The sequence below is a fragment of the Bacillus sp. AR4-2 genome, assembly GCF_008274865.1.
In the GTDB taxonomy this organism is placed as follows: Bacteria; Bacillota; Bacilli; order Bacillales; family Bacillaceae_G; genus Bacillus_A; species Bacillus_A cereus.
Map to the genome: position 1 here is coordinate 3557719 of NZ_CP031062.1, position 26112 is coordinate 3583830.

Consider the following 26112-nt stretch of genomic DNA (forward strand, 5'->3'; position numbering starts at 1 on the left):
TTCAAGAATGATTTGAAAAATTTTAACAAACTGAATTAAAAAAGAAGTATCTCCCTGATATTAGGGAGATACTTCTTTTTTTAGAAATTTATATGCAATTCAACTGGACAATGGTCTGATCCCATCACTTCACTATTAATTTTCGCTTCTGTTATTTGGTCTTTCATTCGTTCCGAAACAACAAAATAATCTAAACGCCATCCAATATTTTCACCTTTGTAATCTTGCTCTTACATTTATGAATACATACATACGCACTTTATTCAGGTTATACTAATTTCAGAGGTGATGTTCTATGCACAATGAAGGAGTTACATTAACAAATGAGTATTGGCAAGCAATTATTCATAATGATTCTTCCTATGATAGCAAATTCTTTTATGCTGTGAAATCAACTGGAATCTTTTGCAGACCATCATGCAAATCAAGAATACCGAATAGAAACAATGTACGAATTTTTCATCATGCAGAGCAAGCATTAAGTGAAAACTTTCGCCCGTGCAAACGTTGTAAGCCAAATGGAATCACTTTACCTAATGAAGAGTGGGTAAAACAAATTAAAGACTATATCGAAAAGCATTATGACAAATCTTTAACTCTCGACATGCTTGCGGAAATGTGTCACGGTAGCCCTTTTCATTTACAACGTACTTTCAAAAGAATCATAGGGCTAACTCCTATAGAATATATACAACAATTCAGGATTCTTAAAGCAACCGAATACCTTTTACACACAAATCAATCTATTAAAGAAATTAGTACTGCTGTCGGGATAGAAAACCCAGAATATTTCGCAACTTTATTTAAAAAGAAAACCGGATTTACTCCTACTGAATATCGAAAAAAGAACGAGATGAAAGAGGGATACGATAATGAATTCCTACAAAAATAATTATATATATTGGACGCTACTTACACATAAAAATTGGCAATTTCATATTGCTGCAACTGAAAATGGACTATGTTTCATTGGATCACAAGACGAAAACTTTGAAGAATTAAATATATGGGCTAGAAAAAAACTGCCCCAACATATATTGATCCATAGTCCAGATTACTTGCAAATATATACGAAAGAAGTTATCGAGTATTTAGAAAACAAGCGAGAAACTTTTACATTCCCTATCGATGCTTATGGAACTAATTTTCAATTATCTGTTTGGAATACGGTACGTGAAATTCCTTATGGAAAGACATATTCTTATACAGAAATTGCTGAAAGAATTCAAAAACCTAAAGCTGTGCGCGCCGTTGCTTCTGCTATTGCTGCTAATCCTCTTCTTATCACCATTCCTTGTCACCGCGTTATTGGGAAGAATGGGAAACTAACCGGATTTAGGGGTGGATTAGAAATGAAGAAAAAATTGCTTACATTAGAAAAGTTGCAGGTGGAATTCATATGACAGCAGAATATAATAGCGTATTATCTATAGCAGTTCCAAAAGAATTTTGTTTCCAAGAAAATTTACGTTATCTATCACGTTCTAACAATGAATGTATGTTCCATATTGAAGATAACAAAATTTATAAAGTTATCCCTGTTCAAGATGTAAATCCTTTAGTTGAAATTAGTGTGAATACAGATGGCAATATTCAAATACATTGTTTAGAAGAATCATATACATCTGAAAAATCGATACGTGAAGCTGTAGCTAACTATGTAAAAGAATGGTTTGATTTAACTACTGATTTAGCTCCCTTTTATACATTAGCTAAACATGATTTACTCCTTCAAGGACCAATTGAACAATATTACGGCCTTCGTACTTTAGGTATTCCAGACTTATTTGAGGCACTTTCCTGGGGAATTATCGGTCAACAAATTAACTTAACATATGCTTATACGCTAAAAAGAAGATTAGTTGAGCAATTTGGAAGTTATGTAGAATGGGACGGTAGAAAGCATTGGATATTCCCATCACCTGAAACAATTGCAAATCTACATGTAGAAGATCTCCAACAATTAAAAATGACGACTAGAAAATGTGAATATTTAATCGGTATTGCGAAGCTTATTACAGAGAGAAAACTATTAAAAGAGGATTTACTGCAAACACAAGATGTAAAGGTTGCTGAGAAACAATTAACCGCTATCCATGGTATAGGACCATGGACTGCCAACTATGTTTTAATGCGTTGTTTAAGATTTCCTTCAGCTTTTCCAATTGATGATGTTGGTCTGCATAATGCAATTAAATTTATAACAGGTTCCGAAAATAAACCGACTAAAAATGAAATAAAAGATTTCGCGGCAAACTGGGCTAATTGGGAGTCTTATGCGACTTTTTATTTGTGGCGAGTACTATATTAAAAGAACCAAGTAGCACATTCGTACTACTTGGTTCTTTTTTAAGCTTGCTCCTCAAAACGTCTTGCAATTTCCACAATAACTTGAACAGCTTTTTCCATAGTATCTACCGAAACATACTCAAATTTACCGTGATAGTTTTCACCACCAGTGAAAATATTCGGCGTCGGTAATCCCATATATGATAATTGTGATCCATCTGTGCCTCCGCGAATCGGATGAATATTTGGTTCAATGTCTAAACTTTTCATTGCTTCATATGCAATATCAACAATTTCTCTTACCGGTTCAATTTTTTCAAGCATGTTATAGTATTGATCATTCATTTCTAAAACGACTGCATCTTCGCCATATTTTTCTTGCATAGTCTTCACAATATTTTTAACGTTATTTTTACGTGCCTCAAAATTTTCACGATCAAAGTCTCGAATAATATAATACGCTTTACTTTGCTCAACATCACCATTTAAAGAAAGTAAATGATAGAATCCCTCATAGCCTTCTGTATATTCTGGCGCCTCTTCTACTGGTAAATACCCGTTAAACTCCATAGCCAGTTTAGTAGCATTGCGCATTTTATTTTTCGCTGTTCCAGGATGTGTATTCGTTCCGTTAAACGTTAACTTAGCACCTGCAGCATTAAAACTTTCATACTCTAAACCACCTAATGGACCTCCATCCATCGTATAAGCGAATGATGCACCAAACGCTTCTACATCAAAATGCGCTGGCCCACGACCAATTTCTTCATCCGGTGTAAATGCTACTCTTATTTTCCCGTGCTTAATTTGCGGATTATGTATTAAATGGTTCATTGCAACCATAATTTCTGTAAGACCAGCTTTATCATCTGCTCCTAGAAGTGTTGTACCATCAGTTGTAATAATGGTATGTCCTTTATATGATGGTAATTCCGGGAACTGCTCTGGTGTTAACACAACATTTAGCTCTTCATTTAACGTAATTGCATTACCATCAAAATTTTCATGAATTTGTGGTTTGACGTTTTTCCCTGTAAAGTCTGTTGCCGTATCTAAATGGGCTAAAAATCCGATTACAGGAACATCCTTGTCCGTATTAGCTGGAAGTGTTGCCATTACATAGCCATTATCATCCATCGTTACTTCTGTTAAACCAATTTCTTTTAGCTCTTCCACTAATAACTTACCAAACTCAATTTGTCCTGGTGTTGTTGGTACTGTATGACTTTCTTCATTTGATTGCGTATCAATTTTTACATATCTCGTAAATCTTTCAATAAGTTCTTGTTTCAAGTTCATTCACTCCCTTTTATGTTCCTCCCTCCATTATAATCCTTAAAACGAAATATTTTAACTTTTTTGACTGTGAAGATGTATATTTCATTTACATTGTTAACACTTTTAAACGAATGATAAAAAGACATAATATTTGTACATTAAAACTGTAACAGGTAACATACATAATTATAAAATATGGGAGGTTGTAAAGATGAGGCTAACTCTCTTTCGCTATTTTCTTTTTTTCTTAGGATTAATTTTCTTTGGCCTTGGAAACGCTCTTGCAGTCAAAGTTAAATTTCTCGGCTTGCACCCTTGGGAAGTTTTAAATATGGCTCTCTACCAAAAGTTTGGATGGACCATCGGTACGTGGAGTGTCATGTGTGGGTTATGTCTCGTTCTAATATCTTTACTAGTAGATCGAAAATATATAAATGTGGGGACATTTTTGAATGCACTACTTATCGGTCCCATTATGGACTTTTTCTTACAATCAAACATGCTTCCAGACGCTAGTAATTATTTATGGATAAACTTACTCATTTTATTTTCTGGTATTGCCATTACAGGTATCGGGGGAGGTATGTACGTTGCGGCTGGGATTGGCGCTGGACCCCGTGATGGATTCATGCTTACTATTTCAGACAAAACAGGACTTTCTATTAGCCGTGCTAGAATCATAGTAGAATGTATTGTACTAGTTATTGGATTTATGCTAGGAGGTCCTGTTTTCATCGTAACTTTTCTGTACACCTTTATTCAAAGTCCAATCTTTCAGCAATCATTTAAGATGTTTCAAACACTTTTACATACTTTACATGGCAAAAAGAAAATTAGCGAACATATTTAAAGTACAGCTTAATACAAATAAATCCACCCTATTTACGACTCTCATCGCAAATAGGGTGTTGCTGTTTTTATCTCGCAATTTAAGAATATATACTACTCATTTACAATAAAAGTATATACATCATCATAAATACAGCCATTTACTTTAATCACATACTTCCCAGGTTTATTAAAACTAATTGTGTATTTATTTAACTGAATTGCTTCTTTATCTCCAGAAAGAATATCAATGCTTCTGCCACTTAATACATACAATTCATTTAGATTCATCGTTACATCAATTGTATTGAAATTTTCTACTTTCACTTGCTGTGCTTCCGCAACGCTTACACTTGGTTCTAAAAACAGTAGTCCACTTAATCCAATCGTACCTGCTAAAGCAACTCCCGCAAACTTTTTAATCTGTTTCATTACAATGACCTCCTTATAGATTTTACGTAAAGGCAATGTCCTCCCTTACACCACAAAGCCTATATGTAATGAAATGAAAAGTAAACGGGGACTGTAAGACAAAATTCTACATCTTTTTCTCCTATTGAATATAAATCCAACGTTTGGAATTTTGACACATTTAAAATTGTTTCCCTAAACCAATTTCTCCATAATTTATTCAAAGACTGAATAATTACTTATTTATTTAACATTCTAACAATAGTTGATAAAGATGCTTTCTATTCAAAAAAAGACTTTGCTATAAAAGTAACTTTTACAACAAAATCCATGCAACTAATTTTATTCAGCTTTCCATAATCTCTCTACATTCATTAATTGTTCTTCTTTAAATTCCATCTTATATATATCCGGTTTTGACGTATTCATTAAAAATTCAAAACCATATTGTTTATCAAAATAGTTCATCATTAATGTCATGACAAGCCCATGTGTACCAATTACAATTTTGCATCCTCGAAAATCCATTAAGATTTCTTTTAATACTTTCACTACTCTTCTCTGGCAATCTGCATATGACTCTCCTTCCGTTCGTGCAAAGTCCGGATTAGAGAACATCTTCTGTACAAGTGGATACACCTCTTTGTCTGATATAACCTGATCCTCACTTGAAAACATACACTCTTTAAGATTTTCATATACTACTATTTCTTTTTCATGGAAATTAGCTGACTCCTCTATCGTTAGCATAGCCCGATTATAAGGACTGGAAATAAAAGTATCAATCCTCTCCGCTTTTAATATGTCAGTTACTCTACGGGCATCCATATGTCCCCTCTCAGTTAATCCACGCATTCTTTCATTTCCTTCTAGTTTTGGTGATTCACCATGTCTAACCATATAAATATATGTGCTCATAATTTCTCCTTAAAATTTTTTATAAAGTGAAACTTTAATCAGCCCTCACTAATCGGGCTGCCCGGCAAATAGCGAGATAAGTTAATAAATCACGTTCATTTATCCCATTTCAACACTTAGGGGTAATACTAAAATACTTTATAAACTGTGCTGATTTGTTCGTCTAATCCATTCTCCTACTAAACTCTCAAATAATTCAGGCTGCTCAATTTGCAAATTATGCCCTGCCATATCTAACACTGCTAATGTTGCCCTTGGATATTCTTCAATAATTTCTATAATATTTTGATAACCTACTGATATATCTTGTCTTCCAGTCAGTAAAAGAACGGGATTTTCATATTTTTCATGCTGAAAATCCATAGTAAGAGAGTAATTCTTTTGCAACCTTTCAATAAATTCATAATTAGCAACATCTAACCCAGGCTTAATTTCTTCTTTAAATCGCTTATATGTATATTCATTTGCTATTACAGCTAACTCACAAAATTCCTCTCTTTCTGTGGAAGTGAGCGTATTTAAAAATTCCTCATCTTGTACAATTACCTGTTTATATGGAAGAATCCTTTTTTCTGGCTCCGCTACAACAACAGGACATACTAATAGTAATCCGCTAACTCTCTCAAACATCTTTGCAAGTATACCTTTGGCTAAATAGCCTCCATATGATTCTCCTACCAATAAAAATTTTTCAGTAGAAATGATTTCCTCAATAAATGTGATAAGCACTTCTACTATACGATCTGAACTATTTATCCAATTTGGAGCATTCGATTTTCCCATTCCAGGTAAATCAATATATATTCGCTTATAACCTTCATATTTCTGAAATACTGATTCCATACATTTCATCATTAACCTATGGTCAGGGGCGCAGCCATGTATGATAATGACCGGTTTACCCTCTCCCACAATTTCATAGTATATTTCTGCATCTTTAATTCGATATATCATAAAAAAGCCTCCCTATTTAGTGGCAATACTATTCCACTCTGTAAGAATACACGTTCTTATTTTATATCTTTTCTCAACATTTTCACAAATATTAATTTTCAGATTAAAAATAAAAAGCTCACCAAAAAAAGATACTCATCATTTTATATGCAATTTTGCATCTCCACTTACAAATCACTAAAAAAACTTTACAATTCAAAGGATGACTAAATATACAATTTCTATTTAAAGTCTTGATACAGTCTGTACTATCAACCGCAATATTTTTCCAACCTTAAGAATACTTACACTCTTTAACACTTTCCTTATAAACATGATTTTTATAAGGAAATCTGATACAATTCTTAAATAATATTATTATGTATAGATATAACGAACATAGTGCATAATTAAAGAAGGTGATTTCATTGAAATTAAATAAAAATTTACAATTATGTATATTAATCGGAACATTAATATGCTATTCAATCTATTTTATGTTTTTCTATCTATTCCCTACTCATTTTTCAAATTCAGATGTACGCTTCGCTTCACTTGTCGTTGAAGCCATTACATTTGTATCACTGATTTACTCTATATATTCTAAAAAAGTCAGTTCAAATCCGTTTTGGATATGTATTACAATAGCAATTGGTAGTTTTTTATTAGGGAAAATAGTATATACATATCAAGATAGCTTCTTCGAAATTCCAATACATCGTTTTACGGTTTCTGATGTATTTTACATGTTTTTTCTATTTTTCTGTCTTATCGCTTTCTGCTATAAAATCTTAAAGGAATGCAATAAATGGGAAAAAGCGTTCTTTATTTGTGATATATGCATAGTGCTTACTTCCATATTTACATTAGAATGGTATTTATTTAATCAACCAAATTTAAATATATTCGCTCTTTCACTAGGAGATGTTTTCCTTTCATTTTTATACCCAATTGCAGATTTATTATTTCTACTGCTAGGTGTTAGTCTCATTTTCCGTCCAACAATTTTTAATTCCAAACGGAAAATTTATATCTTTATTTTTGTATTAATAAGTTCTGCAACTTTTAACTATATTTATTTTTACTTAAATAACCACTTATCAACTGAAACGATAATATTATTACGTCTTTTATATAGAATACCTATATTACTTATTGCAATAGCTGGCTCTATTTCAGAAGATCATAATAGCCATAAAAATTATTTCCTTGTAAACCCTATAATAGGAAAAAAAGCTTTAGTTGTATTTCCCTATCTTGCTGTTGCAATACTAATCGGGTTTACATTAAAAGAACAAACATCATCTTCAACTCTCATTACAGGAAATTGTATTACTTTTATTTTCGTACTCATTCGTCATTCTATCGTACGTATGCAAAACAATTCCTTAACAAAACGTTTGCAGGCATTTAATGCCCAACTAGAAGAAAAAGTTACTTTACGGACGTCTGATTTAGTTCATAAATCAGAGGCTCTTTCTCAAAAACAGCAAAAGTTTAAATCATTATATGAATATCATCCTGACCCTATCTTCACCATTGATTTAAATGGAATATTCTTAAATGTAAATAAGGCTGGGAGTGTACTACTTGGGGCACCAACGGATGAGTTACTAGGTGAAACTTGTTTTTCGATCATTTTAGATGAAGATAAGCATAAGCTAGCATTGGCATTAGAAAAAGTGAAACAACAAGAATCGGCATTCTTACAACTTAGTTCTCAATATAAAGATGGCTTTACTTATTTTTTATACGTTACAATCATTCCTATTATAATAGACGGACAAATTTCAGGAAGCTATATTATGGTGAAAGATATTACTGCACTAAAAAAACAGCAAGAAGAAATAAAATATTTAGCATTCCATGACACTGTAACGAAAATTGGTAACCGTGCCTTTTTCCATAAGAAATTAAAGAGAGTTATAAAAAATGCTGAAATAACAGAAAGCGAGTTTGCATTATTATATTTAGATTTAGATCGCTTTAAAGCAATTAACGATACACTTGGACATTCATCAGGAGATTACATATTAGAAGAAGTAGCAAAGCGATTCCAATCATGTCTTCCATCACATACTCATCTTTCAAGAATCGGTGGCGATGAATTTACAATCATAATTGAAAACTATACTGACGAAGATTACTTATTCCAATTATGTAACCAATTATTTAAATGCATGAAAAAGTCATTTATCATACATGAGCATAAATTAACTTTATCACTGAGTATCGGCATCGCTATTTATCCACATTCCGGAATCGATACCGCTACACTTCTGAAAAACGCTAATGTTGCAATGTATGATGCAAAAGCAAAAGAACTTAACTCTGTATCTATTTATGACGATGTAATCGCTAAAAAAATTGAAAGACGATTGCGATTAGAAAAAGATTTACCAAACGCACTACAAAATGAAGAATTGTTCCTTTTGTATCAACCTCAAGTTGATAGTGAATCTAATAAAATTATCGGTGCAGAAGCTTTAATTAGGTGGAATCATCCTGAATTAGGTATTATTTCTCCATACGAGTTTATTCCGATTGCAGAAGAAACACTACAAATTATTTCAATAGGTAAATGGACATTAGAGCAGGCTTGTAAACAAATGAAACGTTGGCACGCACTCGGATATTCACATTTAAAAATAGGTGTAAATTTATCTGCTAAGGAATTTGAACAAGAGGATTTTGTAAAATCTATTTCTTCTACTTTAACAAATACAGGTTTACCAGCAAGCTCTCTTGATCTTGAATTAACAGAGCGAATTGCAATGATGGATGAGCGAGAAACATTGATAAAACTGCGTACACTAAAAAGTTTAGGGATTCACATTTCTATCGACGATTTTGGTACAGGTTATTCTTCGCTAGCCTACTTACCTTTGTATCCAATTGATACGTTAAAAATCCCGAGAGAATTTATTACAATGTCTGAAACATGTGATGATGGAATGGAAATTATTAAAACGATCATCACATTAGCAAATACATTAGGAATGTCTGTCATTGCTGAAGGTGTAGAAACGAAAGAGCACGTAAATTTCCTTCAAAAAAATAAATGTCAGTTTATTCAAGGTTATTATTACAGTAAACCTATCCATATTCATGCATTTACTGAGCTATTAGAAAACGGCATTCACCCATAGTACATAACTAATTAGAACAAATATAGCAAAAAGGAAAGAAGATACCTTCTTTCCTTTTGTTTTTCTATTTACATTTCTATTACTTCACCACTTCATTTATTATATCTATTATTTGATGAATTCCCTCATCATTTGTTTTCTTATATCCATTCATGTTTTGAATATATTTCTCCTTATTTGTATACAACTTATTTACTGCATGTATAAATGTATTCGTACTTACTCTGTCTTGGAGTATAACTTCCGCATATCCTTGCCGTGAAAAATATTCAGCATTTAAAACTTGATCTCCCCTACTGGAACTGTTAGTTAACGGGATAAGCAACATCGGTTTCTTCAAAAATAACAATTCAGAAATAGCAGTAGAACCCGCTCTAGAAACTACAACACTTGCCATATTTAGTATATGCGGCAACTCGTCGCCTATATATTCAAATTGCATATATCCCTCCATGCCAATAGATGGGTCTACCTTCCCTTTACCACATATATGAATAATATTAAAGTTTAATAGTATTGTATCTACACATTCCCTTACCATATCATTTATCCACTTAGCACCCTGACTCCCACCCATAATTAATAATACTGGTTTATCTTGCTGAAATTCACAATATCTTCTTCCTCGTAATACGTTACCCTTCTCAATTTCTTCCCTTACAATTGGTCCTACATAAACCTTCTTCTCATTACTTACATTTTCTCCTGTCTGAGGAAATGTTGTGCATAGCTTTGTAGCAAAAGGTAATGCTATTTTATTGGCAAGCCCTAATGTGCTATCTGGTTCACGTATAATTATAGGCACACGATTTAACCATGCTCCTATAGCTACAGGAACTGAAACAAATCCTCCTGCTGAAAAGATAACGTCAGGCTTTGTTTTCTTAATTAAATTATAACTTTGTAAACAACCGCGTATAATTTTAAAAGGATCTTTAAAATTCTCCCAATCCCAATATCTCCTAAGCTTTCCCGTTGAAACACTATTGTATTTAACATTTTGCACTAATGATTTTTCAATTCCATTTTTGGATCCAATATACTCGACTCTCCAGCCTTTCTCTATAAATTTAGGAATTAATACAATATTAATCATAACGTGTCCGGCTGTACCGCCCCCAGTAAAAAGAATCGTTTTGCTCATAACTTATACCCACCTTTATTATTAAAAATCTAGCTTTCTCTTTACCTTTTAAATGTAAATAAACTTATTATTTTTTATATAAATCTTTAACTCCACCTCTATATCTTGTAAAAGATCGTTAATGAGTTCATAAAAATCATTTCCATACTCACTACACTCGTATTGAGCAAAGATTTGAATCACATACCTAGTTTCCGTCTCTAATGCTGACTTTATTTGATTAACCCTTTTTTCTTCTACATACGCTTGATATTTATGTATTGCCTCATACAGACGCAATACATGCGCTTCTTCATCTCTCCAATCCAACGTATCAACAATTGAAAGAAATAGCGTATTTTGATTATCTATTATTTCATAATCATTCATATATTTCTTACACCCTTTTTTGTTTTTCATTGCATGCAGATGTCACTACACTTCGCATACTCAAGTACATCTTTTAATGATTGATGAAATTCAATTTCTGGGATCCAACCTAACCTTTTTATTTCCTCTATTGCTAAACTCTCATTTGAGTCGCTCCCACTTTTCCCTGTTTCCTCTATAAAAAAATTTAGCTGTGTTAATTCTTTATATTGTTCTAGTACATTTAATAAAGATTGTTTTACTCCTGATCCGATATTATATTGTTTTCCATTTATTCCATCTCGTAATAACACATGATACGCTTTAATCGCATCACGTACATCTAGAAAATCTCTACTATCTTTCAAACTGTTTACTTCAATAATGGCTTTACTTCTACCTGATTCTATATCTATCATTTTCTTTGCGAGAATCGAACAAATGCCATTCGATTCCCCTGGACCAATTAAGTTTGAGGGCTTTGCAATGATAATATTTGAATCCATTAATCCTCCCCAAGCCTCTGCGATAATGACTTGCATCGTTTTACTTAAACTATATGGATTTGAAATTTTTATTTCGTTCATACTATCTGCTTGCAAAGCAGATCCTATAACTAATGTTCTACAATGCGAGGCTTCTTGCTTAATTGCTTCTAATAAATATAACGTTCCTATTACATTAATCTCTATATACTCAAGAGCAGCTGTCCAAGATTCTATAACCGAATTCCTTCCTGCTAAATGCAATACGTAGTCTGGCTTTATTTGTTTCATTACCTTCATTACTTCGCTCTTATTAGTTAAATTACACGTAATACCATTTCTAATTTTTTCTCTATGTGCACGATTTTGAAACATAGGAATTACATGAAAGCCCTGCTCTAAAAAATAGTGGCAAGCATGGCGTCCTGTGAAACCATTTGCACCAGTTATTAAAAGGCTCGCATTTTTTTTCATCGCAAAAACCCTCCTTTTAATAGCATTTGTTTCACCTCATGTTTTGCAAGCAAGTCTTGTTGAGAACTAAAACTCTTCACATCCACTAGCGGATAGCTAGAATAATATTCTTGAAGTCCTTCGATAGGAATCGTCGGTAGTACCACAAAATAATTTTGATCAAAACTTATACTTGTTTTACTCTCTACCTCAGATAGAAGCATTTCACTTAATTTTTCACCCGGTCTTATCCCTACCTCTTTCACCTTAATATTTTCTTTTTTTGAATCTTCAATTAATATTTCTGCTAAATCTGTTATTTTACATGCCGGCATTTTCATAACAAAGATTTCCCCGCCTCTACCTTGATATACTGCTTTAAATAACAATCCAACAGCATCTTCAACTGTTAAGAAAAATCTAGTCATATTCGCATCGGTAATCCCTACTGGTGAAGATCTTTTAATTTGTTGTTTAAAAAGTGGTACTACACTTCCACTCGTTCCTAAAACATTTCCACCACGAACACAAATGAATTTTGTTTTCTTCGTTTGTATATTCGCATGAACCATTAATTTTTCACCAATTGCTTTTGTCATCCCATACGTATTTGATGGATCGGCTGCTTTATCCGTTGAAACATATATAACTTTTTCAACTTGCATCTGTATAGAGGCTTCAATTACATTTTGCGTACCATGTATATTGGTTTTTATAGCTTCATAAGGATAATACTCACATACTGGAACATGTTTTAAAGCTGCAAGATGGAACACATAATGTACACCTTGGCAAGCATAGACTAGTTGATCTTTATCACGAATATCTCCAATAATAAATTTTAACCTATCATCATTTATATACTTTTGCTGCATTTCAAACTGAACCGTTTCATTTCTTGAAAAAATTCTAATTTCTTTCGGTGATTTTTCTAATAATTGTTTTATAAGTTCATGCCCCCACGAACCTGTCCCACCAGTAATTAAAATTATTTTATTTAACATTCTTTTTCCTCCTACGAAACATCTCAATTTAAATAATATTTATTGAATTATTTTCAATTGATTCAAATCATAATCGTCGTTTGTTACATTTAATTGACAAAATAAAAAAACAGAAACTATTAAACATAGTTTCTGTTTTTCATTTCACCTCACAACAGTAAGATTTTTTATACTGTTTGCATGATAAATAAATTCCTTGTAAAAAAACACCGCTCATTTATTTCTTATACTCGTAATAAAATAAATAGAATGATTCATAGCCAATAATCATGTTTAAATTTATGAAAAAGGGAGGTAACGGAATGGACCGAAGCAATTCAAATCATACATATAACGGACCTTCCAAAGCACTGCCTCTCTCCCTATTCGACGTAAAAAATGAATTAAAACAAAAAAGCAAGCTTATTCCTTCTGACACCATGTATAAATTAACGAAAGAAGAACAACTCATCATCAACAAAATAAAAATACAAACAGAACAGCTAAATAAAAATAATGTTACAAGAACACGCGCATACTACCAATTTTACATTCAATATCCAGAAATACATTGGGCACTGCTTGGACATATGGTATCACGTAACGGCGGTTGGAATATGACTGATTTAAAGGGGGATTTATATACGAGAATTTTATCAGAGAAAGATCAATTCATATTTTTTTCTTTTTTAGAAAGAGGGAATTGGCTTATTTTCCAAGATGTATACCCTCAATTTTTACTTTACGAACAAAGTGTAAAGAGATCACAAAAGTTATTTCACCTTCTTTCTCACCTAAATGTTTCTACATTTATGGAAACGATGTGGAACCATTTTTGGAAAACAGGTAACAAAAAAACTTTAGCGATTGCAACTATTATTAATGAACAAAACTACTTAGAAAAAAGAGTGATTCAAAATGTACAATTTAAAAAGACTGTACTAAATAGTATTGGATTTAAACTCTTTGATTTCTTTCAGTTTAATCATATTCTTTTCCCATTCTACGAAAATGATAAGAAACAAAAAGTATTACTATTTGGTGATACAATGAAACATTTCACTTCCTTACATGAACGGATATTAATCGGAAAAAGATTGTACTCATTATTATTTCGAGATACACATGTTTTATCTCAAATAATAAGCTGGGCTCAACACCATCCACATACAGGATCAAGGAAAGATTACTGGCCCCATTTATTTTCAAGTGTAAATGAATCTTTTTCCCGTGAGTTTTATAAGCGCCGAATAAAGAAATGCCAGTTACGAAATGGCGCTTATCGCATATACAGCCCTGCACTCATCTATGCATGGCGAGATATGAAGCATGAAGAAGTTGACAGTGAAGATTGGTTTACCGATTGGCAAGTTGTAAATTACTTAGTTGATAAGGAGGAAAATATAAATGGACAAATTACAGAAGACTACTGCAAAACACTCGAAAAAATTGAACTCGCCATTCTCGCAAAGAAAAATGTCCTCCTCCGAGAAGAAGAATGAGTTTCTAGCATTAGTAGTTACAATCTTTCTCTCTTCTATTATCGGAACTTGCTTAGATGCCTTTTTTGTTCATAAACAAATATATTCCTTTCCGGCTAGGCCCTTCTCATCCACATTTTCGGTTAATATAGCTTTTACATTGTTCGTACTGCCGATTTTAACAGTTATCTTTATACACATTTCAAAAAAATTATCTAAAGTTTCTAGAATTTTATTTATTATTTCAATCGGTATTTGTGCTAGCCTTTTTGAACAGGTTGCTGAAAGTTTAGGTTTATTTGTACATAGTGCGAATTGGAACCATACATATTCTTTATTTGGTTATATGATTTTTCATTCTTTTATTTGGAACGTATATAATTGGATAAAAAAATAAAGAGACCATTATAGGTCCCTTCTTAAGCATACTCTTCCGTTATTGCTAATGGTGCCAATGTTTGAAGGCTTTTAGAGCGTAAACGATAGGCAACGACTTTCTTCTTATATTGCTTAATGACATCAACATGTTCCTCATAGCTATATAGAGAAAATCTAATCTCTTTATTCCCTTTCTTCGTATCAATGACTATTGGTGTCCCTTCTCCGTGCGGCGGGAAATAATGTTTATCTAAAAACAAAGCCTCATTAAATTCATGAATAACTTGTAGTTTCATTTCTCCCTCTATATTTTTTCCATCTATCGATATAGAAGTATTTTCCGCCTCAAGCTTTTGATGCAATTCAAATCTACTAATAATTGATTCTACAACAGAAGTGGGCATACTAGAAACTAGCACTTTAAGAGCGCCAAAAATAAATAATGTAACTATAAACCATGTTGTCATTTTCATCATCTCCATTACATTTTAAAATATAAATTTCGTTCCATACGGTATGAATATACTAATGAGTATTCCAGTTACAATCATCGTCACCGAACCGATTGTCGCCTCTTTCTCGCCTTCCTTCACGAGACGGCTCACACCGATAATATGTGATGCACAGCCCATTCCAACTCCTTTTCCAATCGTACTTGTTATACTGAAAAACTTAAGTACTGTTGGTCCGATCATAGCGCCTGTTATTCCTGCAACAACTACAAAACTAGAAGTCATAGATGGAATACCACCAATTTGATCCGCTAATGATAGGGCAATAGGCATCGTTGCTAACTGTGGTAAAGTAGTTAATATAAGTTCCTTATCTATATTTAAAATTCCGCCAATCACTACATTCATACTCGTTACAGCCACTATACCTATCACTACTCCAATAAGTATCGATAAAAAATTTTTCATAAGTATCTTTCGCTCTTTAAATAGAGGTATGGCTAATGCTACAATTGCAGGGCTCAATAAGCTTGAAAGAATGTCTCCTCCATTTTCCCTATACTCATGATGAGAAATACCAAAAATGAAAAATAAACAAATCATAATTGCCGTAACTGTTAACACCGGTAACGTAAATGCAAACGTAAATTTTTCATATAGCTTTGTCGCCAAGAAATAAATTGCTACAGTAATAATAATTAAGACCATTTGAATCGTGCACCTTGTCGATTTTATTTTTTTGTTGTTATTAATAATTGACTTATATACCCTGAAACAATCAAAGTTACTATAGTACTTGCAACTACTAAAAGGAATATAATACTCCCCTTACTGAAAAGAAAAGACCCGTATTCCATCAGCCCTGTTGTCGAAGGGATTAAAAATAACGGTAAAAATACGATTAACTTTTCCGCACCTAACTCAAACCATTTTAACGGTAAAATGCGAGTGGAAAGGAGCAGGAACAGCATTAACATCCCTATTAAACTTCCTGGCATTGATAGATGGAATACTCCTTGAATCCACGTACCCACTAGGCTAAATACATATAGCACGCCTACTTGAAGTAAAAGCGTCACGTACTTCATTTCTTTCCCTCATTTCACTATCACACATCCATATTATGAAATCTCATGTAGCGTGTCGGCAAACCGTTTAATTCCAAGTTGAATTTGTTCTATATTCGCTCTACCAAACGTAAATCGTATATATTCATTTTTCGAACCTAAAACACTGCCCGGAACAAATGCGACACCATTCCGTATAGATTCACCTAATAAGTGATATTCATCAAACTTTCCTTTCACTTTACACCATACATGTATTCCACCCTCTGGCACGAAACATTCAACTCGGTCTCCCAATGTTCCTTCAAGCTCTGCAATTAATTCATCTCTTCTTTGCTTCAATTGTCCACGAAGTATCGCAATATGTGTATGAAAATCCTTTGATTCTAAAAATTGATTTGCTACCCACTGCGTAAATACACTATGGCCAAAATCAACTTGTTGCTTTGCATCTGCTAAACGCTCAATTACACGTGTAGGACCAATTATCCATCCAATACGTAATCCTGATGCAACAATTTTTGATAATGAACTTATATAAAGAACATTTCCATTTTGGTCCATTGATTTTAATGTCGGGTTCACTTCTCCATTAAAAGAAATTAAACTATACGGATCATCTTCTACAATTGGTATACCGAACTCAGAAGACAGTTCTAAAATTTTTTTACGTCTCGCTAATGAAAGCACAGTACCTGTTGGATTTTGATAATCTGGATTCAAAAATACCATACGAATGCGATGCTTTTTGTGCAAATCTATTAAGTCATCTGGATTCATTCCATGCTCATCAACAGGTAAATGAAATATGTTTAAACCGGCCGATTTAAACATTGGAAGCGAAAAACAATATGACGGATCTTCAATCGCAATCGCATCGCCAGGTTTTAATAAACATTGAACGATAAGATTAAGCGCCTGTTGTGCTCCTGACGTAATAAGAATAGAGCTTGAATCTGCTTCAATTTGTTTATATTGCTGAACATGTGCTGCAATTGTTTTTCTCAACATCTCATTTCCAAGTGGATGGTCATAGCCGAGGTTTTCCATAAATGTTTTCTCCGACAAAATTGTTCGAAATCTATCACTTGGAATTAATTCTGGTGACAGTTCACCACTTGCTAAATTAATTAAATCATCTTTTTGTGTTTCCGTTCGAATTTGTTGAACGAGTGGTACGTTAGGTAAGAACGATCCATCCTCCACGTACCTACCCCAGTTCGGTATTCGTTTATGTGAGACACCCCATATATCTGTATTGACCCGTGTTCCGCTTCCCTTTTGTCGTTCTACTACTCCAAGTGATTTTAATTCTTCATACGCAGCTACTATTGTACTCCGGTTCACCTGTAATTTCTTTGCTAACATACGCTCAGAAGGTAACTTACTATCAGAAGGAAATTCGCCTGAAGAAATGCCTCTTTCAATATAATCCGCAATTTGTTTATATACAGGTGTCTTATCTGCACGATTTGGTTTCCATTCCATATAGTTGCCCCCTCTCAAAACTAACTATATTTTACTCACTAATAACAGTATTGACTGTAATAATAGTATTAATTAATTACATGATTTAAAAATCTTTCTACTGTCATATTAAAGATACTTGGCTTTTCTAAATAAGGTAAGTGTCCACTATTTTTAAACTCAATAAAAGTTGTATTTTTCAAACGGCTTTCAAACTCTCTTACATATTTCTCGGGGACAAAATCATCATTTTCCCCTCTTATAATTAAAGCGGAACATGTAATATTCGAAAGAAATGGTCTTTGATCATAATCTACTAATTCAGCAAATAATCTTTGAATATGCACCGGATTAATAAACTGTAAAGATTGATAAAATCCCCTGACAATTACTTCATTATTCGCTACTCCCATCGCCTTCAACAATGTATCCGCCCATTTTTTCCCGTTATCATGTAAGCTAAGCAAATCATATATTTCAAGCCGCTTCTTTCGATCCTCAGGCTCCAAATAGGGAAATGCATTTACAATAATTAAGCTAGAAACACATTCTGGATATTGGATAGCAAAATCAACACCTACTCTAGCCCCTTTTGAAAGTCCACAAATGACTACTTTTTGTAACTTTAAATAATTGCATAACTCATACAAAACATTTACATATTCTTTAAAGTTAATTTCTAGCCCTCCAGATTTTCCACGTCCTGGTAAATCAAGTGAGATCACTGTCCATTTTCCCTTAAAATATTGCCTTTGATATAACCAATTATTTGCGTTTCCTCCAAGCCCATGTAAAAACAATATGACTGGACCTGATCCTTCTATATTATAAAAAACCTTTCGATTCTTATATACAAAATACATATTCATCACCTTCAGCTGTAGCATCACTTATTTTTATCTTTGAATGAATATATCCAAAACGGTTCTCTTTCTAACCACTCGACTGTTTCCGGTACACCATCTTCATACTCTCTTTTTAGTTCTGTTACTTTAGTCGTAAACTGTGATGCATGTGCTTGCAATGCTTCTAGCTTTTTTGGAACATATTCTTTCACTTCATTTTTAAAATGTGGCGGACCTATTTCCACTTCATGATTATTTGAAAAAGCTACCGCATAAAACGTTGGTCTTTTATTTTCCTGAATAGTAGCTAAAGCCGCAGCCACCGCTTCTCCTGTTGCATCATGATCTGGATGAACTGCATATCCCGGATAAAAAGAAATGACCAATGAAGGATTCAATTCTTCTACACATTTTTGTATTACACGTCTTAACTCTCCAGGAATTTCAAATTCAAGGGTCTTATCACGATATCCCATCATACGTAAATCTTTAATACCTAAAATATTTGTAGCCCTCTTTAGTTCTTTCTCTCTTATAGCATATAATGATTCACGTGTTGCAAAAGGAGGATTTCCCATCGCTCTCCCCATTTCACCTAACGTTAAGCAAACATAAGTTAGAGGAACATTCCGCTGGACATAAGCTAAAATTGTACCCGCCACGCAATATGACTCATCATCTGGATGCGGAAAAACAATTAAAACGTGACGTTCATTTTTTATCAAAATCATCTTCCTCCATCATACACAATATTAACCTTTTTCTTTAAAAACTATTAAATCACTACTGCATACCACGTTACTCCAACAAGTAGTACGAAAAGAAGGATAATATAAATAGTTGATAAGTTTTTCACATTTCTCTTTGTAGACTTTCCGTAATTCTCCTCCACGTTTCTTGCAACTAGTACAGTCCCAAATAGCGATACAATTACAATAATAACGACTAGTGAAATTGCAAAACTCATTGTCTTTTCACCTCTCTAAGACCCATCTATTTTAATTAAAGAACTTACATAAAAACCTTCCTCTTTAAAACGTTGATAACATACTACCTTTCTTCTCTTATCATAATAGATGTTTGTAAAAAGCGGACCAACCACTTTCGTGTTTTTTTACTCATCCACTTTAAAAATAAAAAGAAGCGATATATTTTATCGCTTCTCACTCTCATCATCTTTATTCTTTTATTAATGACTTATTCGCTCTTATAACTTCTTGATACAATAATGGTGACCACTTTTCATTTATGTAGTCTTGAATTACCCAGCCTACTCTCGCAGGATTCTTTTGTTTTATATGGTTTGCAATTTCAGGATTTATATAAGAGGCATAGTAATATGGACTATTCCATGCTGTACCACCAGAAGACAAGCTTGTAAAATTTATATATAGATGATTTAAATCCTCACTATTGTTCATCGTTTCATTCATTGTATCTTTAATAGATTTTACTTTCTCATCATAACTCACTTTATATTTATCTTGTACTGTTACATTTACATTTTGATTTACAGTTGTGGTAAACGTCTCATTATCCGGCCAATAAAAATTATTATATCCTCCAGATTCATTACTACCACTATATCTTTTTAGTAGTACAATTTTCCCACGAGCATCTCCAAGTTTTATATTTCCTTCTGTTTTTAAAAAGATAGGATCAACAAAATAATTTTTTTCAAACGTACTACTAAATGAATCTTCTGCCCCTTTCATATCCTCATACTCTTTTTTTAAGGACATAATAATCGTTTCACTCGGATTATCTCTTAAAAATTGTTTCGCTTCGTTTATGAATTCATGCAGTGTTACATAAAGATATAATGGCCCATGATGAAGAACTATCGTATTATCATCTGTTAAACGTCCTCTTATATCAAAAATGCGAGCTCCATGGTCCATTTGATAGCGAAAATCATATTCTTGCGTCATTCCCCATACTTGCTTAATCGGATTTTGCAACTTGAACGTCCCACTATCGTGTGTTCCTGGAATTGAAATTCGTGCTAACGGGATATTATCAGGTATAGGTTGCATCCATTTCGACCAATTTTCAAGCTCATTAACAGAGCTAGCTGCAACTACTTGCTTATCATGTAAAGCAAATACAAATGTGATAAATATTGTACTACATATGAATAATTTCAAAATTAACTTCTTATTGCTCATTATTATCCCTCTCTTTTTCTGTTTTTATATCAAACTTATTGAATATAATATAAGCTAGTTCAGAAAAAATAAATAATATTTCATCAATATGAAATATTGCATAGAAGTAAAGTTAAAAAATCATTCACATATACTAAATTAGAAAAATTTAAAGGAACTTCATCTGAAGTTCCTTTTACTTATTTTATGTTCAATACGTATGAACCATCTTTATTCTCATATTTATAGACGTATAAATAATATTTACCTGGCTTTGCATTATAAGTTCCTTTAACTACATTGCCTTCATTTTCACCATATGCTACATAGTTATTTAAATCTGATTCATGATGAAGTACCCATGTCATTCCGATATTTTGTTCATTTAGTAAAGAAATATTAATATTTTCCGGCGAGTCAATTTGGAAAGTAAATACATCTACTCTATCACTATTATGTAGCGTTCCTTTCACCGGTGTATGAAAGTTAACTTTATTTGCCTGTCTAGGCTCATTATTTGGTTCATTTTCTGTTACTTGTAATTCATTCCCACCGTTTGGTTTTCTTTGTTCATAGCCTAAGTTTACTAGTATAGACTTCAAATCTGGTAAAACACCAATTTTATCTGCATATGGATCTTTAGATTTTGTTCCTGTGCTCTGGTTGCTTAATATTGCTCTTAGTTCACTAGGTCTATATGGTTGTCCTAAATTTTCTTTAGCAATGCTTTGTACTAAAGTCGCTGCCCCAGCAATAATTGGCGAAGCACTAGATGTTCCGCTAAAGCTTGAAGTATAAAGATTTACAGCACTTCTACTTTGTTCAGCTGTAGTTGTATCTACATTTTCTCCCCATCCGTACACATCAATACGGCTTCCATAATTCGAAAACCACATACGTTCATGAGGGAAAGATGAAGAGCCAGCGCCTACCATAATTGCACCCGAATCTTTAAAATCTTTACTATTACGATTTAAGACTTGCTTACCTTTTCTATCTTTGAACTGGTCTAAATCATTCCACCCATTTGCTCCAGCCTCTATAATTACAATCCCTTTATCTGTACCAGCACGAATTGCATCAAAGATATCTGGTTGTACTTCAACAGGTAAATATTTATCACCATATCCATCGAAAGATGCTTGCGCCTCTAACAATAAAACATCCCCAGCTTCTAACTGATTTACAGCGCTTAATATTGCATCAGCCGTATTATACTGTCCGTTATCTCTTATTTGAGAGATAACCTTTGCTTTCGCTTTTGGCGCAATCCCAATATTCCCGACTTCATTGTCCTCAGAGGATACAATTCCTAGTACAGACGTCCCATGACCGACATGCTGATCTATATTTCTTCCAGACATTAATTCAATATTTTGATGTAATAAATCCTCATGATTTAATAGCCATCCGTATTCCATATCAACAAAAGTGATACCATTTCCATTACCGCCTTGAATTTCCCAGGCGAAAGGCGCATTAATACCGTATGGGGCCGCTTCAAGATAACCTTGCTTTTTAAATCTAGGATTGTTACTAGGATTAAGAGCTACACTTGATGATTGCACTTCAGGTGGCATTATTTTCTCTTTTCTCTTCATATATGCATCTTCTATTAAAGAAGATGCCTTTAACTTATCTACTATTTCTTCTTCATACCCACTATTTTGATTTTGAAGAATATAGTAGTTTAATAAACTTGTAGATACATGATTAGGTGCTTTCACTTCAAGGTTTTGTATTTGTTCCGGGCTTACAGATGTGAATAAACGAGTAAATGTTACATCTGGATATTCTGTCAAAAGATCTTTTATTACTTTATCATTCGTTTGAGATTGTATTTGTTTTTCAATACCATCTTCATATGGCAAATCCAAATCCGCTTTAAATTTTACAATGATTTGCTTATCTGTTTCTTGTTCTATCCCTGATTTAATCTGCTGTTCTATAGAATCAGCATGTACACTATTGATAGTACCTCCTGTTCCTAAAAGTGCTGTAATGATTACAGTTGACGCACACATTTTTTGAAATATTTTCATTCCATTAATCCTCCTATTAATAATTAATTATTATATTAATCTATAATGATTTTATTTCTATAACGTATTCCCTTTCTACTAAATAGATTATAGTAATCAGAAATATGAACTTCAATGTATTTTCATATGCAATATTTCATATTCGGACTCTACACTACACGAATATGAAACTTATAGTGATTATTTATTTTATATGTGCTAATATACTTACATTAATATATTACGCATATATACATTTCAAACTACATTACTTAATAGTTTCACCTTAATTTTTTCTTAGGAGGATTTACAATGAAATTACTAAAACTAAAACATATAATCCCTTTATCTGCAGCTGCAATTACATTCGTATGTAGTCAAAGCACAGCTGAAGCTTCTACCATTCATACAGTAAAAAAGAACGATACACTTTGGGGCATTAGTAAACAATACGGAGTTTCAATACAATCCATTAAACAGGCTAATAATAAAGGAAACGATCAAACCTTTATTGGCGAACAGTTACATATTCCAGGGTCCGTGAAATCAAATGAAATCACTGTTCCTCAAAACGCCAAGCCAGCGAACATTTCTGGACAAATTATTTATCAAGTACAACCGGGAGATTCATTAGAAACGATAGCAAGGCGTTACAATGTCACTGTCCAATCTATAAAACAAATGAACAATACAGTCGGAAACAAGCTTTATACAGGACAACATTTAAAAATCAACTCAAGCATTTCACAAAAAGAAAAAGACTTAATGGCACGCTTAGTCACTGCTGAAGCAGGTGGCGAATCGTATAAAGGAAAAGTAGCAGTAGCGAAAGTTATACTAAATCGTGTAAATGCAAAAGGTTTTCCAAATACAATAACAGGCGTTATTTATGAACCTATTAAATACGGATATGCATTTACTCCTGTTACAGATGGAAGAATTAATCAGCCTGCAAGCGCAGAAGCAAAAATGGCTGTAGAAGAGGCTATCTCCACAAATGGAGTACATTCTGACTGGCTTTATTTCTACAATCCAAAAACATCAACAGACAAGTGGATTACGACACGTCAAACAGTAGCAGTAATTGGTAACCATGTGTTTGCTAAATAAGATTTAAAATCATTAACAGACCTCTTCACTTAAAAGGTCTGTTTTTTTCTATGTAAGATGTTATTAATCATATGACATAGTTATTTTTCAAACTATTTTTTCTTTCAAATAAAAATTTTTGTATTTACTCCACCACTCGTAGAAATTAATAAAGCATCAAGTTCAAAAACTCCCACTTTATTAATAAAAGCTATTTCTTAACTTCATAAAATTGTTATACACTAGAAAAATAAAAAACAAACTATTCGTTAGCAGGTGGAAGAATATGTATGATGTTACGATTATTGGCGCTGGAGTAAGTAGCATTTTTATGGCTTATTCACTAGCTAAAAGTAACAAAAAAGTTTTAATTCTTGATAAAGGTAAAGCGCTAGAAGATCGCCATTGTCCTTTAGACGAAGGAAAAGTGTGTAATTGTACTACATGTGATAAATATTTCGGGTTTGGTGGTTTAGGCAAATCTGAAGGGAAATTTAATTATACAAACGGATTTGGCGGAGAACTTGAGAAAAAAGTCGGTAAAGAGGGTTTTATACAACTCATGGCTGAAGTAGATGAAATTCTATGTCAGTTTGGTGGAAGTTCGGTTTCAAAATATTCTACTGAAAATTCAAGTCTCACTAAGAGAGCTGAAGCGTGTGGTTTACAAATGCTAACAACAGAAGTAAGACATCTTGGTACTACACTTTCCAGTAACATTTTTCAGCAGCTCTATGAATTTTTACTGACGAAAATAAAGATCCAATTTCATATAGATGTACAACATATTCTGAAACAGGAAGATCATTTTACAATAGAGACAAATCAAGGAACAGTTCAAACTAAGCAACTAGTATTAGCAACTGGGCGCTCTGGAGCCGATTGGTTAAAAGAAATGTGCAGTTCCCTAAATATTTCTCAGGAGCAAACACGTGTAGATTTAGGAATTAGAGTAGAAATGAAAGAACATCAATTACGCTCTATATTAAAAGATACTTTTGAAACAAAACTTTCTTATCAAGGTGAGCATTTCATAGCAACTACTTACTGTATGAATCCAAAAGGACGCATCATTCGAAAGTACGAAGAAGGTTTAGTTATGCCTGACGGTCAAAATTTTCGAGAGCAAGGAACTGGCACTTCTAACTTAAATTTCACTTTATTTATTCCTCGCTATTTTCCAACTCTCAAAGAAGCAAATGTATACGCAAGTTCAATTATTCAAGGCATTAACCAAGGACGAGATCGGATTGTTATACAGCGCTTAGAGGACTTACTAAAGAAACAACCTACGGTGGAAAACAGCATGGAACATAATCGTATACAACCTACACTACAGGGAGATTATGGAGATTTGAATCAAGAAATTCCTCAATTATATATTGAAGGGCTAAAAGAATTTTTATTACGTTTAGAACAATTTATACAAGAGCCTATCGATCAACATACTTTACTATATGGAATTGATGGAAAGTTCTATGCTCCTACGATAAAAATTAATAATCATTTTGAAACTAGTGTACATGGGCTATTTTTAATTGGAGATTGTTCAGGCGTTACGCATTCATTATCTCAAGCAGCTGCAAGTGGTCTGTATGTTGGAAAGTACTTATCTGACATTTAATTTTTATCATTAAGATGTCAATCAAATATTTTCAATTTCAAAACACTTTACTTATATAGTAAAAGTATATTAATAAGTCCCCTACCCTTCACGGCTAATGATTAACAGACAAAAGATTTTGATTTTACAAAATACATATGTAATATAACTGTATATTTAAAACGATTGACATTCAATTCTAATAAATTGAATGTCAACCGTTTTAAAAGTCTCTATCCATTTTCACTTTTATTTGTTCGATATTTTGTAACATCATCATAGTGTTTAATATGGTAGGATGTCTATAAGTCAATTTCACTACAACTATGACTTGTTCTGCCCG

The 26112-nt window shown here is 32.9% G+C and carries 26 protein-coding genes and 1 pseudogene; 9 read left to right on the forward strand and 18 right to left on the reverse strand.

Annotation, left to right across the window (positions count from 1 at the left end; all coding sequences use genetic code 11):
• Positions 1-80: 80 nt before the first annotated feature.
• A pseudogene (locus tag DN399_RS18295) lies at positions 81-218 on the reverse strand (exodeoxyribonuclease III); the annotation flags it as partial.
• A 77-nt stretch (positions 219-295) separates the two neighbouring features.
• Here DN399_RS18295 and DN399_RS18300 point away from each other — a divergent pair.
• The 3 genes from DN399_RS18300 to DN399_RS18310 are packed head-to-tail and all read left to right on the forward strand — an operon-like array spanning position 296 to position 2311.
• Positions 296-892, forward strand: a complete 597-nt coding sequence (locus tag DN399_RS18300) for a bifunctional transcriptional activator/DNA repair enzyme AdaA (protein WP_006922223.1) — start codon at positions 296-298, stop codon at positions 890-892.
• Entirely contained in the window at positions 873-1403 is a 531-nt protein-coding gene (locus DN399_RS18305) for a methylated-DNA--[protein]-cysteine S-methyltransferase (RefSeq protein WP_001089833.1), read from the forward strand. Before DN399_RS18300 ends, DN399_RS18305 begins: the two co-directional genes overlap by 20 nt.
• On the forward strand, positions 1400-2311 hold the full coding sequence (locus DN399_RS18310) for a DNA-3-methyladenine glycosylase 2 (RefSeq protein WP_000123520.1): 912 nt from the start codon (positions 1400-1402) through the stop codon (positions 2309-2311). Before DN399_RS18305 ends, DN399_RS18310 begins: the two co-directional genes overlap by 4 nt.
• A 38-nt stretch (positions 2312-2349) precedes the next feature.
• On the opposite strand, the gene pepT is transcribed toward DN399_RS18310, so the two are convergent.
• Positions 2350-3582 carry a peptidase T gene (pepT, locus tag DN399_RS18315; RefSeq protein WP_000807014.1) on the reverse strand — a complete coding sequence of 411 codons (1233 nt, stop codon included), beginning with the start codon at positions 3580-3582 and terminating at the stop codon, positions 2350-2352.
• Between the two features lie 196 nt (positions 3583-3778).
• Here pepT and DN399_RS18320 point away from each other — a divergent pair, with 196 nt between their 5' ends.
• The gene (locus DN399_RS18320; protein ID WP_149149884.1) at positions 3779-4417 is read left to right on the forward strand and encodes a YczE/YyaS/YitT family protein; all 639 of its coding nucleotides are present in this window, start codon (positions 3779-3781) and stop codon (positions 4415-4417) included.
• Positions 4418-4509: 92 nt separating this feature from the next.
• Here the strand turns inward: DN399_RS18320 and DN399_RS18325 are convergent, their stop codons facing one another.
• The 3 genes from DN399_RS18325 to DN399_RS18335 all read right to left on the reverse strand — a co-directional run bounded on the left by DN399_RS18325 (position 4510) and on the right by DN399_RS18335 (position 6678).
• Positions 4510-4827 (reverse strand): hypothetical protein, encoded by a 318-nt coding sequence (locus DN399_RS18325; protein WP_000809495.1) that lies wholly within the window; start codon positions 4825-4827, stop codon positions 4510-4512.
• Positions 4828-5148: 321 nt separating this feature from the next.
• Entirely contained in the window at positions 5149-5724 is a 576-nt protein-coding gene (locus DN399_RS18330; protein WP_000109179.1) for a histidine phosphatase family protein, read from the reverse strand.
• A 138-nt stretch (positions 5725-5862) separates the two neighbouring features.
• Positions 5863-6678: an alpha/beta fold hydrolase gene (locus DN399_RS18335; protein ID WP_000640337.1), complete on the reverse strand. Its 816-nt coding sequence runs from the start codon at positions 6676-6678 to the stop codon at positions 5863-5865.
• Positions 6679-7085: 407 nt separating this feature from the next.
• On the opposite strand from DN399_RS18335, the gene DN399_RS18340 reads away from it, so the two are divergent.
• Complete coding sequence (locus DN399_RS18340; RefSeq protein WP_006922219.1) at positions 7086-9806, forward strand: putative bifunctional diguanylate cyclase/phosphodiesterase; 2721 nt, start codon at positions 7086-7088, stop codon at positions 9804-9806.
• 79 nt (positions 9807-9885) lie between these two features.
• Here the strand turns inward: DN399_RS18340 and DN399_RS18345 are convergent, their stop codons facing one another.
• Genes DN399_RS18345 through DN399_RS18360 form a run of 4 tightly spaced genes read right to left on the reverse strand, consistent with a single transcriptional unit; the run spans position 9886 to position 13240 of the window.
• A complete protein-coding gene (locus DN399_RS18345) occupies positions 9886-10950 on the reverse strand; it encodes an undecaprenyldiphospho-muramoylpentapeptide beta-N-acetylglucosaminyltransferase (protein ID WP_000047564.1) in 1065 nt (354 codons plus the stop codon).
• A 48-nt stretch (positions 10951-10998) separates the two neighbouring features.
• On the reverse strand, positions 10999-11349 hold the full coding sequence (locus DN399_RS18350; RefSeq protein ID WP_015055176.1) for a DUF6572 domain-containing protein: 351 nt from the start codon (positions 11347-11349) through the stop codon (positions 10999-11001).
• Positions 11346-12257, reverse strand: a complete 912-nt coding sequence (locus tag DN399_RS18355) for an SDR family oxidoreductase (protein ID WP_000739075.1) — start codon at positions 12255-12257, stop codon at positions 11346-11348. The genes DN399_RS18350 and DN399_RS18355 overlap by 4 nt, the downstream gene beginning before the upstream one ends.
• The gene (locus DN399_RS18360; protein ID WP_025709010.1) at positions 12254-13240 is read right to left on the reverse strand and encodes a UDP-N-acetylglucosamine 4,6-dehydratase family protein; all 987 of its coding nucleotides are present in this window, start codon (positions 13238-13240) and stop codon (positions 12254-12256) included. The genes DN399_RS18355 and DN399_RS18360 overlap by 4 nt, the downstream gene beginning before the upstream one ends.
• Before the next feature lie 302 nt (positions 13241-13542).
• Here DN399_RS18360 and DN399_RS18365 point away from each other — a divergent pair, with 302 nt between their 5' ends.
• Both DN399_RS18365 and DN399_RS18370 read left to right on the forward strand, forming a co-directional pair.
• Positions 13543-14721: a DUF2515 domain-containing protein gene (locus DN399_RS18365; protein ID WP_000376164.1), complete on the forward strand. Its 1179-nt coding sequence runs from the start codon at positions 13543-13545 to the stop codon at positions 14719-14721.
• Positions 14696-15097: a CBO0543 family protein gene (locus tag DN399_RS18370; protein WP_033692454.1), complete on the forward strand. Its 402-nt coding sequence runs from the start codon at positions 14696-14698 to the stop codon at positions 15095-15097. Before DN399_RS18365 ends, DN399_RS18370 begins: the two co-directional genes overlap by 26 nt.
• Positions 15098-15119: 22 nt before the next feature.
• Here DN399_RS18370 and DN399_RS18375 read toward each other — a convergent pair whose 3' ends face one another.
• From DN399_RS18375 to DN399_RS18415, 9 genes are all read right to left on the reverse strand, one after another.
• Positions 15120-15545: a YfmQ family protein gene (locus DN399_RS18375; RefSeq protein WP_000214623.1), complete on the reverse strand. Its 426-nt coding sequence runs from the start codon at positions 15543-15545 to the stop codon at positions 15120-15122.
• Between the two features lie 21 nt (positions 15546-15566).
• On the reverse strand, positions 15567-16238 hold the full coding sequence (locus DN399_RS18380) for an LrgB family protein (protein ID WP_006922209.1): 672 nt from the start codon (positions 16236-16238) through the stop codon (positions 15567-15569).
• Positions 16239-16261: 23 nt separating this feature from the next.
• The gene (locus DN399_RS18385) at positions 16262-16618 is read right to left on the reverse strand and encodes a CidA/LrgA family holin-like protein (RefSeq protein WP_149149885.1); all 357 of its coding nucleotides are present in this window, start codon (positions 16616-16618) and stop codon (positions 16262-16264) included.
• 33 nt (positions 16619-16651) lie between these two features.
• Positions 16652-18085, reverse strand: coding sequence for a MocR-like pyridoxine biosynthesis transcription factor PdxR (pdxR, locus tag DN399_RS18390; RefSeq protein WP_149149886.1), 1434 nt, complete (start codon positions 18083-18085; stop codon positions 16652-16654).
• A 68-nt stretch (positions 18086-18153) separates the two neighbouring features.
• On the reverse strand, positions 18154-18927 hold the full coding sequence (locus tag DN399_RS18395; protein ID WP_149149887.1) for an alpha/beta fold hydrolase: 774 nt from the start codon (positions 18925-18927) through the stop codon (positions 18154-18156).
• Positions 18928-18950: 23 nt separating this feature from the next.
• Positions 18951-19631, reverse strand: a complete 681-nt coding sequence (gene bshB2 / locus DN399_RS18400) for a bacillithiol biosynthesis deacetylase BshB2 (protein ID WP_042867561.1) — start codon at positions 19629-19631, stop codon at positions 18951-18953.
• Between the two features lie 53 nt (positions 19632-19684).
• Positions 19685-19876, reverse strand: a complete 192-nt coding sequence (locus tag DN399_RS18405) for a hypothetical protein (protein WP_000006467.1) — start codon at positions 19874-19876, stop codon at positions 19685-19687.
• 211 nt (positions 19877-20087) lie between these two features.
• Entirely contained in the window at positions 20088-21077 is a 990-nt protein-coding gene (gene plcA / locus DN399_RS18410; protein WP_000066288.1) for a phosphatidylinositol diacylglycerol-lyase, read from the reverse strand.
• A gap of 179 nt (positions 21078-21256) precedes the next feature.
• Positions 21257-23098 (reverse strand): S8 family peptidase, encoded by a 1842-nt coding sequence (locus DN399_RS18415; protein ID WP_016123270.1) that lies wholly within the window; start codon positions 23096-23098, stop codon positions 21257-21259.
• 291 nt (positions 23099-23389) lie between these two features.
• Between DN399_RS18415 and DN399_RS18420 the strand changes: the two genes are divergently transcribed.
• On the forward strand, positions 23390-24187 hold the full coding sequence (locus DN399_RS18420; protein WP_000771175.1) for a cell wall hydrolase: 798 nt from the start codon (positions 23390-23392) through the stop codon (positions 24185-24187).
• Positions 24188-24452: 265 nt separating this feature from the next.
• Complete coding sequence (locus DN399_RS18425; protein ID WP_000272403.1) at positions 24453-25790, forward strand: NAD(P)/FAD-dependent oxidoreductase; 1338 nt, start codon at positions 24453-24455, stop codon at positions 25788-25790.
• The last annotated feature ends 322 nt before the right edge of the window (positions 25791-26112 follow it).

Bases quoted from the DNA above. Each gene is read 5' to 3' on its own strand.
- DN399_RS18310 (WP_000123520.1), top strand. From the start codon at position 1,400: ATGACAGCAGAATATAATAGCGTATTATCTATAGCAGTTCCAAAAGAA.
- DN399_RS18375 (WP_000214623.1), bottom strand. From the start codon at position 15,545: ATGACAACATGGTTTATAGTTACATTATTTATTTTTGGCGCTCTTAAA.
- DN399_RS18370 (WP_033692454.1), top strand. From the start codon at position 14,696: ATGTCCTCCTCCGAGAAGAAGAATGAGTTTCTAGCATTAGTAGTTACA.
- DN399_RS18395 (WP_149149887.1), bottom strand. From the start codon at position 18,927: ATGTATTTTGTATATAAGAATCGAAAGGTTTTTTATAATATAGAAGGA.
- DN399_RS18415 (WP_016123270.1), bottom strand. From the start codon at position 23,098: ATGAAAATATTTCAAAAAATGTGTGCGTCAACTGTAATCATTACAGCA.
- DN399_RS18305 (WP_001089833.1), top strand. From the start codon at position 873: ATGAATTCCTACAAAAATAATTATATATATTGGACGCTACTTACACAT.
- DN399_RS18350 (WP_015055176.1), bottom strand. From the start codon at position 11,349: ATGAAAAACAAAAAAGGGTGTAAGAAATATATGAATGATTATGAAATA.
- DN399_RS18300 (WP_006922223.1), top strand. From the start codon at position 296: ATGCACAATGAAGGAGTTACATTAACAAATGAGTATTGGCAAGCAATT.
- DN399_RS18405 (WP_000006467.1), bottom strand. From the start codon at position 19,876: ATGAGTTTTGCAATTTCACTAGTCGTTATTATTGTAATTGTATCGCTA.
- DN399_RS18365 (WP_000376164.1), top strand. From the start codon at position 13,543: ATGGACCGAAGCAATTCAAATCATACATATAACGGACCTTCCAAAGCA.
- DN399_RS18380 (WP_006922209.1), bottom strand. From the start codon at position 16,238: ATGGTCTTAATTATTATTACTGTAGCAATTTATTTCTTGGCGACAAAG.
- DN399_RS18420 (WP_000771175.1), top strand. From the start codon at position 23,390: ATGAAATTACTAAAACTAAAACATATAATCCCTTTATCTGCAGCTGCA.
- DN399_RS18425 (WP_000272403.1), top strand. From the start codon at position 24,453: ATGTATGATGTTACGATTATTGGCGCTGGAGTAAGTAGCATTTTTATG.
- plcA (WP_000066288.1), bottom strand. From the start codon at position 21,077: ATGAGCAATAAGAAGTTAATTTTGAAATTATTCATATGTAGTACAATA.
- DN399_RS18330 (WP_000109179.1), bottom strand. From the start codon at position 5,724: ATGAGCACATATATTTATATGGTTAGACATGGTGAATCACCAAAACTA.
- DN399_RS18345 (WP_000047564.1), bottom strand. From the start codon at position 10,950: ATGAGCAAAACGATTCTTTTTACTGGGGGCGGTACAGCCGGACACGTT.
- DN399_RS18320 (WP_149149884.1), top strand. From the start codon at position 3,779: ATGAGGCTAACTCTCTTTCGCTATTTTCTTTTTTTCTTAGGATTAATT.
- DN399_RS18325 (WP_000809495.1), bottom strand. From the start codon at position 4,827: ATGAAACAGATTAAAAAGTTTGCGGGAGTTGCTTTAGCAGGTACGATT.
- DN399_RS18360 (WP_025709010.1), bottom strand. From the start codon at position 13,240: ATGTTAAATAAAATAATTTTAATTACTGGTGGGACAGGTTCGTGGGGG.
- DN399_RS18335 (WP_000640337.1), bottom strand. From the start codon at position 6,678: ATGATATATCGAATTAAAGATGCAGAAATATACTATGAAATTGTGGGA.
- DN399_RS18355 (WP_000739075.1), bottom strand. From the start codon at position 12,257: ATGAAAAAAAATGCGAGCCTTTTAATAACTGGTGCAAATGGTTTCACA.
- DN399_RS18385 (WP_149149885.1), bottom strand. From the start codon at position 16,618: ATGAAGTACGTGACGCTTTTACTTCAAGTAGGCGTGCTATATGTATTT.
- pdxR (WP_149149886.1), bottom strand. From the start codon at position 18,085: ATGGAATGGAAACCAAATCGTGCAGATAAGACACCTGTATATAAACAA.